The sequence below is a fragment of the Parabacteroides sp. AM58-2XD genome, from assembly GCF_003463685.1.
Classification (GTDB): Bacteria; Bacteroidota; Bacteroidia; order Bacteroidales; family Tannerellaceae; genus Parabacteroides; species Parabacteroides segnis.
Genome location: NZ_QSDP01000047.1, coordinates 1 through 15,715, shown reverse-complemented (window position 1 = coordinate 15,715; position 15,715 = coordinate 1). Strand labels below are relative to the sequence as shown.

15 protein-coding genes and 2 pseudogenes are annotated in these 15,715 nt (G+C 43.1%); 3 read left to right on the top strand and 14 right to left on the bottom strand.

All coding sequences use genetic code 11. The annotated features are described in order from the left end of the window. The first annotated feature begins 77 nt into the window (after positions 1 to 77). Both DXA15_RS12770 and DXA15_RS12765 read left to right on the top strand, forming a co-directional pair. Entirely contained in the window at positions 78 to 746 is a 669-nt protein-coding gene (locus tag DXA15_RS12770; RefSeq protein ID WP_128134275.1) for a DUF2490 domain-containing protein, read from the top strand. A gap of 100 nt (positions 747 to 846) precedes the next feature. Beyond that, on the top strand, positions 847 to 1,530 hold the full coding sequence (locus tag DXA15_RS12765; protein WP_128134274.1) for a queuosine precursor transporter: 684 nt from the start codon (positions 847 to 849) through the stop codon (positions 1,528 to 1,530). 160 nt (positions 1,531 to 1,690) lie between these two features. Here DXA15_RS12765 and DXA15_RS12760 read toward each other — a convergent pair whose 3' ends face one another. The 7 genes and pseudogenes from DXA15_RS12760 to DXA15_RS12730 all read right to left on the bottom strand — a co-directional run bounded on the left by DXA15_RS12760 (position 1,691) and on the right by DXA15_RS12730 (position 9,044). Then, a complete protein-coding gene (locus DXA15_RS12760; RefSeq protein ID WP_128134273.1) occupies positions 1,691 to 2,665 on the bottom strand; it encodes a FimB/Mfa2 family fimbrial subunit in 975 nt (324 codons plus the stop codon). 101 nt (positions 2,666 to 2,766) lie between these two features. Next, the gene (locus DXA15_RS12755; protein ID WP_128134272.1) at positions 2,767 to 3,372 is read right to left on the bottom strand and encodes an HAD family phosphatase; all 606 of its coding nucleotides are present in this window, start codon (positions 3,370 to 3,372) and stop codon (positions 2,767 to 2,769) included. Between the two features lie 15 nt (positions 3,373 to 3,387). Beyond that, positions 3,388 to 4,716: an ABC transporter substrate-binding protein gene (locus DXA15_RS12750; protein ID WP_128134271.1), complete on the bottom strand. Its 1,329-nt coding sequence runs from the start codon at positions 4,714 to 4,716 to the stop codon at positions 3,388 to 3,390. 4 nt (positions 4,717 to 4,720) lie between these two features. Beyond that, a pseudogene (locus tag DXA15_RS12745) lies at positions 4,721 to 5,523 on the bottom strand (ABC transporter permease). Further along, on the bottom strand, positions 5,520 to 6,293 hold the full coding sequence (locus tag DXA15_RS12740) for an ABC transporter permease (RefSeq protein WP_128134300.1): 774 nt from the start codon (positions 6,291 to 6,293) through the stop codon (positions 5,520 to 5,522). The pseudogene DXA15_RS12745 and the gene DXA15_RS12740 overlap by 4 nt, the downstream one beginning before the upstream one ends. Positions 6,294 to 6,331: 38 nt before the next feature. Continuing rightward, positions 6,332 to 7,714, bottom strand: a complete 1,383-nt coding sequence (gene potA / locus DXA15_RS12735) for a polyamine ABC transporter ATP-binding protein (protein ID WP_128134270.1) — start codon at positions 7,712 to 7,714, stop codon at positions 6,332 to 6,334. A gap of 139 nt (positions 7,715 to 7,853) precedes the next feature. After that, positions 7,854 to 9,044: a uracil-xanthine permease family protein gene (locus DXA15_RS12730; protein WP_128134269.1), complete on the bottom strand. Its 1,191-nt coding sequence runs from the start codon at positions 9,042 to 9,044 to the stop codon at positions 7,854 to 7,856. A gap of 63 nt (positions 9,045 to 9,107) precedes the next feature. Between DXA15_RS12730 and msrA the strand changes: the two genes are divergently transcribed. Continuing rightward, positions 9,108 to 9,614 carry a peptide-methionine (S)-S-oxide reductase MsrA gene (msrA, locus tag DXA15_RS12725; RefSeq protein ID WP_122328587.1) on the top strand — a complete coding sequence of 169 codons (507 nt, stop codon included), beginning with the start codon at positions 9,108 to 9,110 and terminating at the stop codon, positions 9,612 to 9,614. Positions 9,615 to 9,693: 79 nt separating this feature from the next. Here the strand turns inward: msrA and DXA15_RS12720 are convergent, their stop codons facing one another. The 7 genes and pseudogenes from DXA15_RS12720 to rbsK all read right to left on the bottom strand — a co-directional run bounded on the left by DXA15_RS12720 (position 9,694) and on the right by rbsK (position 15,607). Beyond that, positions 9,694 to 10,626, bottom strand: coding sequence for a glycosyltransferase family 2 protein (locus DXA15_RS12720; RefSeq protein WP_007658236.1), 933 nt, complete (start codon positions 10,624 to 10,626; stop codon positions 9,694 to 9,696). A gap of 7 nt (positions 10,627 to 10,633) precedes the next feature. Continuing rightward, the gene (locus DXA15_RS12715; RefSeq protein ID WP_007658237.1) at positions 10,634 to 11,011 is read right to left on the bottom strand and encodes a GtrA family protein; all 378 of its coding nucleotides are present in this window, start codon (positions 11,009 to 11,011) and stop codon (positions 10,634 to 10,636) included. Then, positions 10,986 to 11,741: a hypothetical protein gene (locus tag DXA15_RS12710; RefSeq protein ID WP_128134268.1), complete on the bottom strand. Its 756-nt coding sequence runs from the start codon at positions 11,739 to 11,741 to the stop codon at positions 10,986 to 10,988. The genes DXA15_RS12715 and DXA15_RS12710 overlap by 26 nt, the downstream gene beginning before the upstream one ends. 157 nt (positions 11,742 to 11,898) lie before the next feature. After that, positions 11,899 to 12,899: pseudogene (locus DXA15_RS12705) on the bottom strand (GRP family sugar transporter). A gap of 7 nt (positions 12,900 to 12,906) precedes the next feature. Then, positions 12,907 to 13,107, bottom strand: coding sequence for a hypothetical protein (locus DXA15_RS12700; protein ID WP_233567244.1), 201 nt, complete (start codon positions 13,105 to 13,107; stop codon positions 12,907 to 12,909). Between the two features lie 4 nt (positions 13,108 to 13,111). Next, complete coding sequence (locus DXA15_RS12695) at positions 13,112 to 14,662, bottom strand: ADP-ribosylglycohydrolase family protein (RefSeq protein ID WP_128134267.1); 1,551 nt, start codon at positions 14,660 to 14,662, stop codon at positions 13,112 to 13,114. Positions 14,663 to 14,677: 15 nt separating this feature from the next. Further along, the gene (gene rbsK / locus DXA15_RS12690; protein ID WP_128134266.1) at positions 14,678 to 15,607 is read right to left on the bottom strand and encodes a ribokinase; all 930 of its coding nucleotides are present in this window, start codon (positions 15,605 to 15,607) and stop codon (positions 14,678 to 14,680) included. Positions 15,608 to 15,715: the final 108 nt, after the last annotated feature.

The following is a 15,715-nucleotide window of genomic DNA, read 5'->3' as shown; positions in this document are numbered from 1 at the left end:
AGTTACATGAGATACAAAAATAATTCTTTTATCCTTATCTTTGCCCTAAATCTAAATTAAAAACACATCATATTCCTATGAAAAACTATTTCAAAAGAAATTGTTTCTTTATTCTATTCGTCTTTTTGATGTTTCAGAGTCATTCTACTCTGTGGGCAATAGATGGTGCCGGAATAGCATTCAAGGTTAGTCTGTCAGGAAAGATTTATCATCAATTTTCTTTTTTGCTGGAAGAGGATATCCGTCCGAAATCAAACTTCAAACAGGCAGAGTGGTTTCTGACAACAGGAGAAATCAACTATACATTCAACCGGTATCTGAAAGCCGGAGTAGCCTATATGTTACTTAACCAGTACAAGGCTTCCGAAGAGTTACGGAACAGATATTATGTGTATGCTTCGGGAAAATATCCTGTCGGCAACTTTGTCCTGTCTCTTCGCGAACGATTCCAGAGTACTTATAAAACAGGCGCCGAACATCCCAAGAATTATCTCCGGACAATGCTCACCTTCTCCTATAAGATCAGTAAAACGGATTTCTCCCCTTTTGCTTATGCCGAAATATTTAATGACACCGGCTATCAGGGTAATATGCACACAGACAGGATTCGCCTCTCAGCCGGAAGCGATTATAAGATAAACAAACAAAACGCATTGCAGTTATATTACCGTTACCATATATTCAACGTATATGATCCGGTCAATTATAAACATGCAATAGGGCTGACCTACTCACACAGGTTCTAAAAAAATAACTATCTTTGCAGCCGGAATTTAATTTATAGACATGATACGGAAAGTTTTTGCTTTCCCGAGTGCTTGATAAACCTCGTAAAAAACAAGAATTATGCAGAAGACAACTGTAACAATCCCATTCATGCTGCTCGGCATCCTGTTCAATATATGTCTGGTAGCGTCCAATCTTTTAGAGACGAAAGTCGTACAGGTATTTGGCATTACTGCTACAGCCGGACTGATCGTATTCCCTATTTCCTATATTATCAATGATTGTATTGCCGAAGTATGGGGATTTAAGAAAGCGCGTTTGATTATCTGGAGCGGATTTGCTTCGAACTTCCTCGTTATCGGGTTTGCACAACTGGCAGTCATGTTGCCTGCCGCCTCGTTTTGGGAAGGGGAAGAAGGTTTTAACTTCGTCTTTGGAATGGCTCCGCGCATTGCGATTGCAAGCCTGATCGCTTTTCTGGTCGGCTCGTTCCTGAATGCATATGTGATGAGCAAGATGAAGATTGCTTCTAAAGGGAAAAACTTTTCTTTACGTGCGATCGCTTCGACATTAGTGGGTGAGAGTGCCGATTCGATGATTTTCTTTCCGATCGCTTTTGCCGGATTGATTCCCTGCAAAGAATTATTAATCATGATCGGGACACAGGCGGTTCTGAAATCCCTCTATGAGGTGATCATTCTTCCAGTAACGATTCGCGTGGTAAAATACATAAAAAAGGTGGACGGTAGCGATGTCTATGATATCGGAACTTCTTATAATGTTTTGAAGGTAAAAGATATATGAGAGTGTCAAAAGTCATACTATGGCACGCAGATGACGCAGATTAAACAGATGAGCAGAGATAAATAAATTGAATATCAATAAATAATCTGTGTTTATCTGCCCGATCTGTGTCATCTGTATGCCATTTAGTGTATTTTGACACAGCTCCAACTTACTACATTTAGCCTGCCGGAAAGTCTATCGTTTCTGTGCTTTCTGTCCAGTTCTCTACTTCGAAGCCGTCAGATGAGGTTTCTTCGGAGTATAATTCTCCTAATGTGATATTGAAAGTCAGACGGTTTCCGGCTATTAATGCATTGTCCAACAGTTTCCGGAAATGTTTTACCAATCCATTCTTCAACGTCAGCATAATAGTCAGGGGAGGATTGTCGGAAGAAGGGAAAACCATAACTGTTGAATTGGCGGACATGGACATACTATCGGTCGACATGGTCAACGGAAATGCGACAGTCTTTGTGAAGTCGCTTGCTTCAGCAGTATAATAGTCCAGCCGGGAAGCAATATTTCCAACCAGGATACGGGCAGAAGCGATACTCGCATCCATCTTATCACCATCTTTATTCGTCAGTGTTATTTTTAAACCGGCTGTGGCATGCTTCATCGTTGCCTGCATTTTATCCGTACCAACTTTGATGGGATTGACTGCATGCAGATAGTCATAGACAGGCATATAAGTTGTATCTTTATAATTATCCTGATACATAGTCATATACAAATCTGACAAATCTGCCCCTACACGTAAACCGGGCTCTCTGATAGCTGCGGCATCATAGATCGAATCGGTCTGGCTGTTTTTGGATAATCCCCAGTACAGGAAATTATAATCTCCCAAAGGCAACCTGACAGGAGCAGTAGCTTTATAAATGGAACCGTCTTTTATAGTGTAGGTTGCATTAATAGGCGACAATGTACCGTTAATGCCATAATTCCCATAATAAAGGCTGGAATCTCCGGTACAAGGATAAACCATCAGGACACCGGTAAATGATGTTGTTGAAGTGCCTGTTGAAACACTCATTTCGGCCAGCTCGGGACTTATCAGATCATCTGTGTTTACGCAATGGCAATCGTCATCCTTCGAACAGCTGCCGAAAAATACGCCCATCAATAGCGTAGAGAAAACTAACTTATTCATAATCACCAAATATTTGTTTAGATTTATGCTTATAGAAACAGCACACAAACAGTTTGGTTCTCGGAATCGGTCTTATTAACTTTTAAAATAACGGCTACAATTTATTTGAACAAATGCGACCAGTCTTCCCGTGGCAGGGGAGTATAGGTATGGATACCAAGGGTTTCCGCCGTACGGCAGTTAGGTATGGCATCATCCAGGAATAAGGTTTCTTCCGGATTGATACCGGCATCTTTCAAGACATATTCAAATATATCGGCATTGGGCTTGACCATATTCAACTCATAGGAAAGGTATATCTTTCCGAAAAAGTCTTCAGCATGATGTCCTTTATAGGCAAAGCTATTCTTCTCGGCCCATTGCCAGTGGATCTCATTCGTATTACTGAGAAGCATCGTATTGTATCTGGAACGAAGCTCCATCAATAAATCGAGTTTGTAGGTCGGTATATCATCGAGCATGGCAATCCAGGCAGCATCGATCTGTTCGTCGGTCAGGCGCTGCTGGGTAAGGTGGCGGATACCGTCTCTGAACTCGGCAGAGGTGATAGTTCCCATCTCTATCTGCATAAACAGGTCTTTACTGTTCAGGATGCAGTCGCGGACATCGGGCACACCAAAACTTTCAAAGGCCTCCACACAGCGATTGCGGGTCAGATTAATGATCACTCCGCCAAAGTCTATAATCAGATTCTTTATTCCTTCCATACTCATCAATAATAATTACCAGCGTCTGCGACGTCTGTGGTGACGCTGTTTTTGTTTATAATCACGTATTCTGCGGTAGACTACCCAGACAAATAACAAGCCGAATACAGCAAAAATCAACAGGACAATACCGGTATTCAGGTTATCGCCTTTCACACGGCTCCACATTTCCAGCACAAGCTCCGTCTCATCGCCAAAGTCACGGATCATGGCACAACGTTCCACCACTTTATGATCAGGATATTGTACCGGATTGATCCGGATACTGTCGTTTCCGGGACCGAAGAAATAGCTGAGATCAGAAAACTCCTCGATTGTCGTATCTATTTTGGCTTCCAGTATCTCCGGTGTGGCAACGGCACTTACATAACCATTGGCATCCATATTGCGCAAGGCAATGTCCGGACGGCAAAGATAATCTAAAAAATAACTGGCAGCCTTCACATTACGGGCATATTTCGGAATTGCCCAGCCATCATACCAGATATTACTACCTTCGAGCGGCACTTCATAACCCAACTCCACTCCTACGGCATCGGCTTCTTCCATTGCCCAGACGGCATCTCCGCTCCAGGTAAGGTTCAGCCAGGCTTTGTTTTTGGTCATCATTTCCTTACCGAAGTCGGCTTCCCATCCGGCAATATTGGGTTTCATACGTTTCAGATAATCCTCGGCAATAGCGATTGCTTCAGGGGAGTTGTCGTTCATCAGTTGCTCTACCGTAACAGTTCCGTCGGCAAGTTCCTTGGCATGAGCATAAATGATGGCAGTACCATAGGCATCGCGATAACTGTCTTTCATCAGGATCTTGTTCTTATACTTGGGATTCCACAGGCAATCCCAGGTCATCACTTCATCCTTTGAAACAAATTTCTTATTATACAGCAAGCCTGCCGTGCCCCACATATAAGGAACGACGTAGTCGGTTGTTTTCATTCCAGGCTGGCTCAGTTTATTGAGTTGTTCCTGGATATACGGGGAAATGTTATCCAGATAATCGGGCGTTTTTCCAAAGTTACGGTCGATGGGAAGCAATAGCTTTTTCTTCAGCATACGTTCGATGATATATTCCGAAGGACATATCAGGTCGAAATCTTCGTGACCACGCTCCACCTTGGTCAACATGATCTCGTTAATGTCGAATACCTGGTAAATGATACGAATATCCTCTCCCGTCTGCTCCTTATACCAGACCGGAAATTCATCCAGAATATCTTCATCAATATAATCCGCCCAGTTATAGATTTTCAATATCTTACTGCGCTCTTTTTCCGTACGTGCACAGGACGCAAAGACGCCCAGGCAAGCGACAAATACGCATATTATTTTAATTAGTCTGTTCATTACCCTACTCCTGTTTGACATTATTTAGCGGCTTTATCAGCCTCTTATTTATCACAATCAGCAACACCAGTACAGTGACAAAGATGATTGTGGACAACGGACGCAGTTCAGGAGTAAGTCCTCCCTTCCGGGCATCCGCATAGATAAAGGTTGAAAGTGTCTCCAGTCCTTCGTTACCGATAGTAAAGATCGTAACGGCAAAGTCGTCGATCGAAAGCGTGAAAGCCAATATAAAACCACTGATCATTCCTGGCCATATCTCCGGCATAATCACTTTGCGCAATGCCTGAAACGGAGTTGCACCCAGATCAAGCGCGGCTTCATATACATTCTGATTCATCTTTTTCAGACGGGGCATCACACTCAATACAACATAAGGAGTACAAAATGAAATATGCGCCAGTACAACTGTAGTAAATCCCTGCGAAATACCGAAACTGACAAACAACAGGAACAGGGAAACCCCGGTTATGATATCTGCATTCATCATCGGTATGGCATTTCCGAAGTTCATGATTCTACGCGAACGGCTTCTCAGGTTGAATATACCGATGGCAGCAATACTCCCCAGGATTGTCGAGATAGATGCAGCCAGCATGGCAATGGCAAATGTATTCCACAAAGCACCTACCAGCGAACGCTGCACGCCTCCGGTAAACAAGGAAGTATACAATTTTGTTGAAAATCCCGTCCAGTTACCCAGCACCTTCGCTCGGTAAATGAAAAGATCATAATGATCAGGATCGGAGAATAAAGCAGGATAAGAAGCAGCCACAGATAGGCCTTCGCCATTATTTTCGTCATCATATCACACCTCCTCCTTCATTTGAGGCATTGTCTTCCTCGTTGGTAAACAGGATCGTGACACCGATCAGCAGCAACATGATAAGAGACAGGGCAGCGCCATAGTTCCACATCCCGTTATTGATATTTTCCTGTACGGTCGTACCGAACAGTTTGATATTGTTCATTGTCAGCAACTCGGCAATAGCAAACGTCGAAACGGTCGGCATAAAGACCATCACGATACCGCTCATCACACCGGGCATCGACAAAGGAAAAATTGTCTTCATAAATACCTGGAAAGGATTGGCTCCCAAATCCTGTGCGGCTTCGATCAGGTTACGGTCCATCTTCTGCAATGTGTTATAGATCGGATAGATCATAAAGGGCAGGAAGTTGTATACCATACCGAAGATCAAGGCTCCTTCCCCCAAAGGCAAATCAAGGAAATCGAACAGGGCGACTGTTGCCAACGTACGGATCAGAATGTTCACCCACATCGGCAGGATAAACAACACGACCATCGTACGGGAAGTATTAAAACGGGCCTGACTCAATATATAGGCTGCCGGATATCCTAAGAGCAGGCAGACCAAAGTGGTAATGATCGCAATACCGATAGAATAGACAAAGGTATTCAATGCCTCGGGATGCATCATAAATTTACGGAAATTGGCGAAAGTAAATGCTCCCTCGGCATCCGTAAAGGCATATAAAACGATCAGGAGCAATGGCATCACTACGAATACCGCCAGAAATAATGCGTAAGGAATCGTCCAGTTCCTGCGCCGCATGAAAAATGCTGAGACTTTATTTATCACTTCCTTTCCTTTTAGTTATGAATAATACGTATATTCTCAGGGGCAATCCGTATACCGACCCGGTCACCATCGTCCCAGACATCTGTCGTATCGACGAAAATATCTTCGTCCCAGTCAGTAAACACTGTCAGATGATAATGGTTCCCTTTGTACAGGATAAATTTCACTTCACCTGTCAGCTTGCCGTCTTCTTCATTATCCTCCAGAATAACATGACGAAAATCGACTTCCACTTTTACAGGAGCGTCCGGTTCCATATCGGGAACTTCGTTACACTCAAAAGTGGTTCCAAGAAATTCCACATGGGTAGAATCAATCATTTTACCTTCAAACGTGTTGCAAACACGTTCTTTCTTCATGACGTGAATATCGAATGGTTTTACCAGCAATCCGACTTCCTGTCCGGCTTCGAAACAATGATAATCCTGTACCATGAACTCGTATCCTTCGGGAGTCTGCACCATCATTTCGTAATGGACTCCTTTAAAGATGGAAGAAGTAACCGTTCCGGTCAGCATGGCAGCTTCCGACGGGTCGAATATATAAATATCTTCCGGACGGATTACGACATCGACCGGTGCCTGTTCTCCAAACCCTTCATCGACACATTCAAAATCGTGTCCGGCAAAAGAGACTTGCTTATCTTTTATCATCAATCCGTTCAGGATATTACTTTCGCCGATGAAATCGGCTACAAACGAGTTGATCGGTTCGTTATAGATATCGATCGGGGTTCCTATCTGCTGGATACGGCCTTCGCTCATCACGACAATCGTATCGCTCAATGTCAATGCTTCTTCCTGGTCATGCGTTACATAAACGAAAGTAATACCGAGTGACTTATGCATTTCCTTCAATTCCATCTGCATATCTTTACGCATCTTTAGGTCAAGTGCAGCCAACGGTTCGTCGAGTAATAACACTTCCGGTTCATTCACAATGGCCCGGGCAATAGCGACACGCTGCTGTTGTCCGCCGGAAAGGGAATCAACATCACGGTATTCGTAATCGGTCATACCGACCATCTTCAAGGCCTGCTTTACCTTCTTTTCGATCACGGCGGAAGGCAGTTTCTTTAATTTCAGACCGAAAGCGATATTATTGAAAACATTCAGGTGCGGGAACAATGCATATTTCTGAAACACCGTATTGACCGGCCTTTTGTGTGGCGGTGTTTGTGTAATCTCCTTCCCTGCAATGGAGATCTCCCCTTCCGAAGCGGTCTGAAATCCGGCTATCAGACGTAACAATGTGGTCTTACCACAACCGGAAGGTCCCAAAATAGTAACAAACTCGCCCTTACGGACAAACAAATTTACATCATTCAGCACAGCCTTGTCCCCAAAGAACTTGGATACATGTTCTACACTGATAATGCAGTCGGACTTTTGCATAAATTTATCCCTTTTCCTTACAAGTTAAACATAAAATCGCTCGCTTTTATAAAAAGCGGCACAAAGGTATACATTTTAAGGGACTTTCAAAACGTCTGAACCGTTAAGAGATGGATATATAAAAGAACGTTGCTGAACTTTATTTATTTCCCTTGGGTAACAACAGATTCAGTAAAACTCCCAATAATGCGGACAACCCGATACCGGCCATTGTAAAGCCGCCAAATTCAATTGCTGCGCCACCTATGCCGAAGGTAAGGATCAGCGAAACAATAATCAGGTTGCGTGTATCGCCCAGATTCGTCCGGTTTTGTATCAGGCTGTTTATACCGACAGCCGCAATCGTACCGAACAATAACAACATTATTCCGCCCAACACTGCCGGCGGAATCGATTTCAGAAAAGCACAGATCTTCCCAAAGACAGAAAAGACAATACCTGTCACCGCAGCAATACGGATAACGGTAGGGTCCGTGATCTTTGTCAGCGAGATAGCGCCAGTCACTTCGGAATAGGTCGTTACAGGAGGTCCTCCGATCAGGCCGGCAGCAACACATGCCAGGCCATCCCCCAACATAGTACGGTGCAAACCCGGATCTTTCACGAAATCTTTACCGGTCACTTCATTGATAGCATACACATCGCCGATATGTTCAATGATCGGGGCTATGGTAACCGGAATCATAAAAATCACAGCTTCCCAGGATAATTCCGGTTTAACGAACTGGGGAAACGCAAACCAGGGAGCGGCAACAATCGGTTCAAAATCAATCATCCCAAAGACTGCTCCGGCAATATACCCCACAATTATCCCACAAAAGATAGGGATCAGCTTGATCATCCCCTTCCCGAGCAAGGATGCCAGAATAGCCGTCAGCAAAGCGATCAGGGCCAGCGGCCAGTTCTCTTTCGCCATATTCACACCGGAACCGGCAAGCGACAAACCAATCAGTATAATTACTGGCCCGATCACGACCGGAGGGAAAAGCGTTTTAATAAAACCGATGCCACGCCATTTTATCAATGCGCTCATCAGTCCGTAGACGGCACCTACAGCAACCAGACCGGACATCGTACCCGGCAAACCATATAATTCCGTCGCTTTAATGATGGGAGCAACGAAAGCAAAACTACTTCCCAGGAAAATAGGAACTTTTCCTTTTGTAACCAGATGAAAGATCAATGTACCCAGCCCGGCAGTAAAAAGGGCTGTCGAAGGATCAAGACCGACCAATAAAGGCACTAATACTGTTGCACCAAAGGCTACAAAGAGAAATTGAACGCCCACTATTGTTTTTTGAGCAGGGCTCAGTGATTTTTTGCTGTCCATTGCGAAATAAAAGATTATATTTGCACAAATATAAATAGAATAATTCAAACGCTGAATAAGAATATGACACAGAATAGCTTTCATAAAGAAACAGCCTATTTTGCATCCGGCTGTTTTTGGGGAACCCAATATCACCTGGAAAAAGTAAAAGGCGTAGAATATACGCATGTCGGCTACATGGGCGGAACAGCAAATAATCCGTCCTATCCGGAAGTTAAAACAGGGACAACCGGCCATGTAGAAACCGTTGAAGTCATCTTTGATCCTTCACAAACCAGCTTCGAACAATTGCTGCGTCTTTACTTCGAAACACATGATTTCACACAGGTAGGCGGACAAGGTCCGGACATAGGCAGCCAATACCGCTCCGTTATCTTCTATTGTAATGAAGAACAGAAGGAGATCGCGGAAAGATATATCGGTAAATTATTCGGAATGGGATTTAAAGTAGCTACAGCATTGGAACCCGCCGAGAAATTCTGGATAGGAGAAGATTATCACCAACATTATTACGACAAGAAGGGAGAAACTCCTTATTGTCATATCTATCGAAAGATATTCAATGATTGATTTTGTTTCATCCCAGGGAAACAAATATTTCTTCCGGGAGAAACAAATGTTTCATCCGGAAGAAACTAAAAATATATTATCAGAAGTTTTTCTTATCGTCAATAATATATTCGGGACGCGCTTTGATTTCATCGAACAAAATCCCGACATATTGTCCTAGAACCCCCACTGTCAGCAACTGGACACCGCCGAAGAAAATAACAGATGTCATAATGGAAGTCCAACCGCTTTCCGCATTACTGAACCCGTAGATTTTTCCCAGTGTAAACCAGGCGGCCAAAACAATACCGACCACCACAGCTATAAATCCCAAACTTGTTGCCAACCGAAGCGGCTTTTTAGAGAAATACAACATGGCCGTCGAAGCAAATTTCCACATTTTGCTGAAAGGATATTTCGTTTCACCGGCAATCCGAGCTTCCCGCTCATAATAAAACGGCACCTGCTTATAACCGAGCCAGCTTATCAATCCCCTGATATATTTACCCCGTTCTTGAAAACGGTCGAATTGATCCATAATTTTCCGGTCGATCATACGGAAGTCACCGGTATCCAACGGAAAGCTGACGTCACTCATATAATTAAGCAAACGGTAAAATGCTTTTGAGGTAATTTTTTTGAAAAAGCTTTCCCCTTCCCTTGATTTTCGTACGCAATAAACTACGTTTGCATGCTCTTTTTCCTGCAATTCCAATATACCGGGAATCAGTTCGGGAGGATCCTGCATATCGGCATCGAGTATGACGGCCAGATCAGCGTCACAGTTATTGATACCTGCCGTTACGGCCGGCTGATGTCCGAAGTTTCTTGAAAAATGGATTACCTTTACCTGTGGATCAGAGGCAGCTATACCATCCAGTAATTCCCGGGTTTTATCCCGGCTTCCATCGTTAATATAAATAATCTCAGTAGCAATAGGCACCGACTGCAATGCTTCCTTTGTACGACGGTATGATTCGGATATAACCAACTCCTCGTTGTAACACGGCACTATAACTGCAAGCTTCTTCATCTGCTTTTTATGACTTGAATGTATAAAACTTATTCATTACGAAATTAATAACCGTATAAAAAGCCATAGCCAGCAACTGGTTATAATAAGGATCGATCGACAGGTTGGCATTCAGATACATCAGCAAACCCAGTTGCATCAGGTAACAGATACCGAACACAACACCAAAACGGACGGCACTGCTCATCCAGCCCGCATCGCTATGGAACGTCCACTGCTTGTTCCAGATAAAACTGTTCAGTACCCCTGCCGCATAACCGACTATATTCGATACAATATCCGAACAACCGAGCAGCTTCATCATTATCCAAATAACGACAGCTGTTATAACGGTGTTCCCCACTCCCACTATACCATACTTAATGGCTTGTTTTACTGTTTCCATTCTTATTTATAATATCAGTGACTTCCTGTTGTGTCAGTTCCTTTACATTTGTTATTGTAAAGATGTCTGAAAGGAAATCGCCGTATTGGTTACATTCATTGATAACCTTGTCAAGGGTTAACTTGATGTCTGCACGTACCGGTATCAAAAACACCAGTTCCACATATTGCTCACCGATCGTCAGGCGCTCTATCTCGCAGTCGGCCTTCGGCAGGAAATAAGCGAACTCACGTTCTATGACTTTACGCTGATACTCCTGGAAAGGTTTACGATCCCTGGATAACATCAATACGTAAAAGCGCAATTTCTCACCTTTGCCTCCCAGCCCTGTCGAAATATATATTTGTTTCTCATCCGACAACTCCGACTCCAAAGAGATGCGGCTTTCCATCAAAGCCATATAAGCCCAGTTGCTCACATCTTCGTCCGGGTGCTGCACATAATCTTCCAGCATCCGGTAAGCTTTCACCTCGCGGGAAGTTGCCAGCATGGATAAAATATATTTCTTATAATCGGTTGTCGACTCCGGATTAGACAGACTTTCGCGGAAGGCTATATAATCCATATCGTTTAAATCCGGTTTTGCCCTTTCTTTACGAACCTGTTCGGAATACTTGAAATATTCCATCTGAAGTTCAACCGGAACGCGCTGTTCTAATATATGGAAATGTCCGTCCATCTTGCTAAAAGAGTCACGGAACTTCTTGAATACATCACCTTCTTCTTTCATAGACCTGTTTTTTTAGTTATATACTATACCCAATAAACAAGAAACTAAGACAAAAGTAAGGCTTTTTCCCGATATTTTTGGCATTACAGCATAAAAACGGGGATAAATGGCATTTTTATTTACCTTTTATCCCCAAAATCAGTTCAAATTATGCGAATCAAACGCCTGCATAGATCAGGAACCCCAAACCGACAACAAAAAACAGGAACATTCCCAAATTCAGATAACCGGAAGATCTGGCGCTCCTTTAAATTCATGCCAGATCAGGATTCCCCATAGAGCCGAAACCAATGTTGCTCCTTGCCCCAAGCCGTAAGAAATGGCAGCTCCGGCTTTTTCAGAAGCAATCATACTGAATGACTGCCCTATACACCAGATCACTCCGCCTAATATCCCGACAAAGTGGGTACGGATATTCCCTTTAAAATAACCGGTAATAGAGACAGGGGCACCTTCTAACGGTTTTTTCATCGCAATCGTGTTAAAAAGAAAATTACTAGCAAATACGCCGAGGGCAAAAATAAAAACAGCCGTATAGGGTGTCAACTTGCCTGTTGCGGGAAAGGCAAAGTTTTCCAGATCCATGGAAGCAGCAACAAAACGATAAAAGAAAGCCATAATCACGCCGGCTGCAATAGAAATAAATATTCCTTTTCCGGAAACTTTCTTCGAGCCGACTAATGCTTTTTTATAAGCCAGTCCGTTCAGAAGGATCGCAACAGCAATCAATGCCACACCTGCAAAAATAAACAATGGCTCTCCTTTAGCGGCACCAAAATAATTGATCAGGACGCCCAAAACCAAAGCCAAACCAACTCCTACCGGAAAAGCGACAGACATACCGCATATGGCTATTGCTGCCGAAAGTAATATGTTCGAGGCATTAAAAATGATTCCTCCCAAAAACGCACTGCCGATACTGACCGGATCGGCCTGCATCAGATCGGGAATAAAACTACGGCCTTCGGAACCGATACTGCCCAGGGTAAAAGCAGAGATAACGGAGAACAAAAGAACTCCGATCACATAATCCCAATAAAAGAACTCGTACCTCCATGTCCTGGAGGCCAGTTTCTGTGTATTCCCCCATGAGCCCCAACACAACATGGTCACAACACAAAAAACAATTGCCAATGTATAACTTTGTACAATAAACATATCTTTACTATTTAGAACCAGGTTGATGCATCATATAATTTTCCAGCAGGGCAGCCATTGCACCGACATCATCATAATCTGGTCCCAAATCAGTATCCAGGATCAGACTGACAGGCTGCATGGTTATTTCCTGTACGGTTTTCTTCGGCGTGCTGTTACAGGATACCAACAGAGATAATACACAGATTAACAAAAATAGATATTTCATGATATTATTGATGGTTTGTTTTCAATGGAGTATCCGAATAAACAATCGCTTCACCGAAATTGACTGAAGCATCCGGATGGGGATTCAGCCATTTAAAAGTGACGGTGTGCAGCTTTTCAGGCAACTGATATTTCCAGAACAATTCATGGCGGCGGGTAATATATGAAGCGGGCAAATTGGCTGTTTCCACTAATTCCCCATCTATATACATTTCCACACGGGCAACATACTCGTTATCCCTGGCCTGCACATTCCCTTTAAAGACAATGCCTGTTCCTTCAAATGTAACTTCACCCACTTTTGCCACTTGTTTATTAACACCTATACGGTCTACCGGATATAATCCTTCGAAAGCCTTCTCCAATCTTACCGGAACAGGTTGCTGGCAGGAAATAAAGACGTCATCTCCTTCTATCTTCCCTCCGTTCCGTTCTACTACCTGCAAAGCCTGGTTAAAACTCATCCGGTAAGTCTTATTCAGAGAGATCGTAGTATAGGCAAAGTCCATATCCTCCACTTCTTTCAAGTTTTTCAACCAATATTCCGGAATCTTGTTGTACCCCAAAACAGTCCCTAAAAATCCTGCCGCAGAAGCCGGATTACAATCGGAATCCTGCCCGCAACGGGTGGCAATATCCATCGTTTTATAAAAATCACCTTCACCATACAACAAACCGATCAGGATATAAGCACTATTAATTACAGCATCAATATTGAACGGGACAAAAACACCATCCGGGCAACCGATATCTTCGCTCCATTTCTTTTCGCATTCAAACCAGGTACGTTTCCAATCATCCGGAAACTCTTTATGCCAGCGGATCACATCGTTCATACATTGATAATAACGGCTTTCTTCCGAAATCGTTTTAAGGGCCTCGGAAACTATAAACTCTATATCATCCGAAACAAATGCGAGCGAATACATGGCTCCCACATAAACGCCACCATACCAACCGTCGCCATAATTCATGATATGCCCGATCTTATCCGAGATCTCCGAAGCAGTATTCGGCATCCCCGGCGACATCAAGCCGGCATAATCGGCTTCGATCTGATAATCCAGGTCATCTCCATGCGGATTGTTCAGCCAATGGCCGGAAGCTGGAGGCATGATACCTTGCAGGATATTATAGCGTGCAGCCTGATTGGCATGCCATAGCGTATATCCGGCATTCGCAAATGCCACCGCAAAAGAATCGACAGGTGCATCCAAGCCCAAACGGTCGAAGACATCAACAAAAGTAAGGTCCATATAAACATCGTCATATAATCCCGGAACATTCTCATACCACCATTTTATATACCCGTCCGGCCAGACAATAGGAACATAATCCTGAATCATCGTCCCGTTATAGCGGAACTCCGTCGGCCCTCCGTATGTACAACCTATCGTTTGTCCGGCCCAGCCTCCTTTGATCTTATCCATCAGTTTGTCTTTGCTGATTGTAAAATCGTCAGGAACAACACTCTTGCCAGAAGATTGCCGAGTACACGATATACTTCCTATTAATACAATGATTATCACTATCGTTTCTAATATTTTTCTTTTCATGGCATAAGATTGTTTTTATGAGTAATCAAAAATATCGACCTCATTTCTATAAGGAGCAGAAGATTGAGCCCCCACACGAGTAACAGAAATAGCTGAGGCTTTACAAGCAAATTGCACAGCATCCTTTAGTGTACGCCCTTCAAATAAAGCAATAGTCAACGCTCCATTAAAAACATCTCCTGCAGCTGTAGTATCAATTGCTTCCACTTTTACAGCAGGAATCATTTCCACAATTGAATTACAATAAACTAAAGCACCTCTTGATCCTAACGTAATGATTACGTTCTGCACACCCATTTCCAGAATAGATTGAGCAGCCTTATAGGCGGAATCCTCATCTATTATTTTCACACCAGAAATCATTTCTGCTTCTGTTTCGTTTGGGGTAATCAAATAAAGATGTTGAAGTAATGTCGCAGACAAGAATTGCGCTGGGGCAGGATTCAATATAACTCGTTTCCTTTTTTTCCAGGCTGTTTCCACTACAAATTCCACCGTCTCCATAGGTATCTCTAGTTGCATCAGAATCAATTCTGCCTGATCAATAGCATCTTCTGCATTTGCCAGATCTGAAGATAATAAATTCGCATTTGCTCCAGATGCAACCACAATACAGTTTTCCGCATGAGCATCTACGGTAATTAATGCTACACCTGAGGGATTTCTTGAATCTGAGAAAATAAAAGATGTATCTATTCCTTCTTCTTCAAATAGTTGCTGAGACTGATGTCCAAATATATCACTTCCAGTTTTACAGATAAATGAAACATGTCCACCCAACCGGGCAATGGCCACCGCTTGATTCGCGCCTTTTCCTCCTGGATTCATAAAAAATGTTCCACCTAAAACCGTCTCCCCCGGACGAGGGAGATGGTTCGTTTTTATAACCATATCAGTATTGCTACTGCCAACTACCAATATGTTGTGTTTCTGATAACTCTTCATTCATATTCTTATGTTTTTAGCAAAAATTTTCCGATAAAATAGGAGAATAAAATTCATCCCTTTTGATAACGGCGAACATTCTCGCCACAAGTTTTGCCCGTAAAGCAT

Bases quoted from the DNA above. Each gene is read 5' to 3' on its own strand.
- DXA15_RS12770 (WP_128134275.1), top strand. From the start codon at position 78: ATGAAAAACTATTTCAAAAGAAATTGTTTCTTTATTCTATTCGTCTTT.
- DXA15_RS12765 (WP_128134274.1), top strand. From the start codon at position 847: ATGCAGAAGACAACTGTAACAATCCCATTCATGCTGCTCGGCATCCTG.
- DXA15_RS12760 (WP_128134273.1), bottom strand. From the start codon at position 2,665: ATGAATAAGTTAGTTTTCTCTACGCTATTGATGGGCGTATTTTTCGGC.
- DXA15_RS12755 (WP_128134272.1), bottom strand. From the start codon at position 3,372: ATGGAAGGAATAAAGAATCTGATTATAGACTTTGGCGGAGTGATCATT.
- DXA15_RS12750 (WP_128134271.1), bottom strand. From the start codon at position 4,716: ATGAACAGACTAATTAAAATAATATGCGTATTTGTCGCTTGCCTGGGC.
- DXA15_RS12740 (WP_128134300.1), bottom strand. From the start codon at position 6,293: ATGCGGCGCAGGAACTGGACGATTCCTTACGCATTATTTCTGGCGGTA.
- potA (WP_128134270.1), bottom strand. From the start codon at position 7,714: ATGCAAAAGTCCGACTGCATTATCAGTGTAGAACATGTATCCAAGTTC.
- DXA15_RS12730 (WP_128134269.1), bottom strand. From the start codon at position 9,044: ATGGACAGCAAAAAATCACTGAGCCCTGCTCAAAAAACAATAGTGGGC.
- msrA (WP_122328587.1), top strand. From the start codon at position 9,108: ATGACACAGAATAGCTTTCATAAAGAAACAGCCTATTTTGCATCCGGC.
- DXA15_RS12720 (WP_007658236.1), bottom strand. From the start codon at position 10,626: ATGAAGAAGCTTGCAGTTATAGTGCCGTGTTACAACGAGGAGTTGGTT.
- DXA15_RS12715 (WP_007658237.1), bottom strand. From the start codon at position 11,011: ATGGAAACAGTAAAACAAGCCATTAAGTATGGTATAGTGGGAGTGGGG.
- DXA15_RS12710 (WP_128134268.1), bottom strand. From the start codon at position 11,741: ATGAAAGAAGAAGGTGATGTATTCAAGAAGTTCCGTGACTCTTTTAGC.
- DXA15_RS12700 (WP_233567244.1), bottom strand. From the start codon at position 13,107: ATGAAATATCTATTTTTGTTAATCTGTGTATTATCTCTGTTGGTATCC.
- DXA15_RS12695 (WP_128134267.1), bottom strand. From the start codon at position 14,662: ATGAAAAGAAAAATATTAGAAACGATAGTGATAATCATTGTATTAATA.
- rbsK (WP_128134266.1), bottom strand. From the start codon at position 15,607: ATGAAGAGTTATCAGAAACACAACATATTGGTAGTTGGCAGTAGCAAT.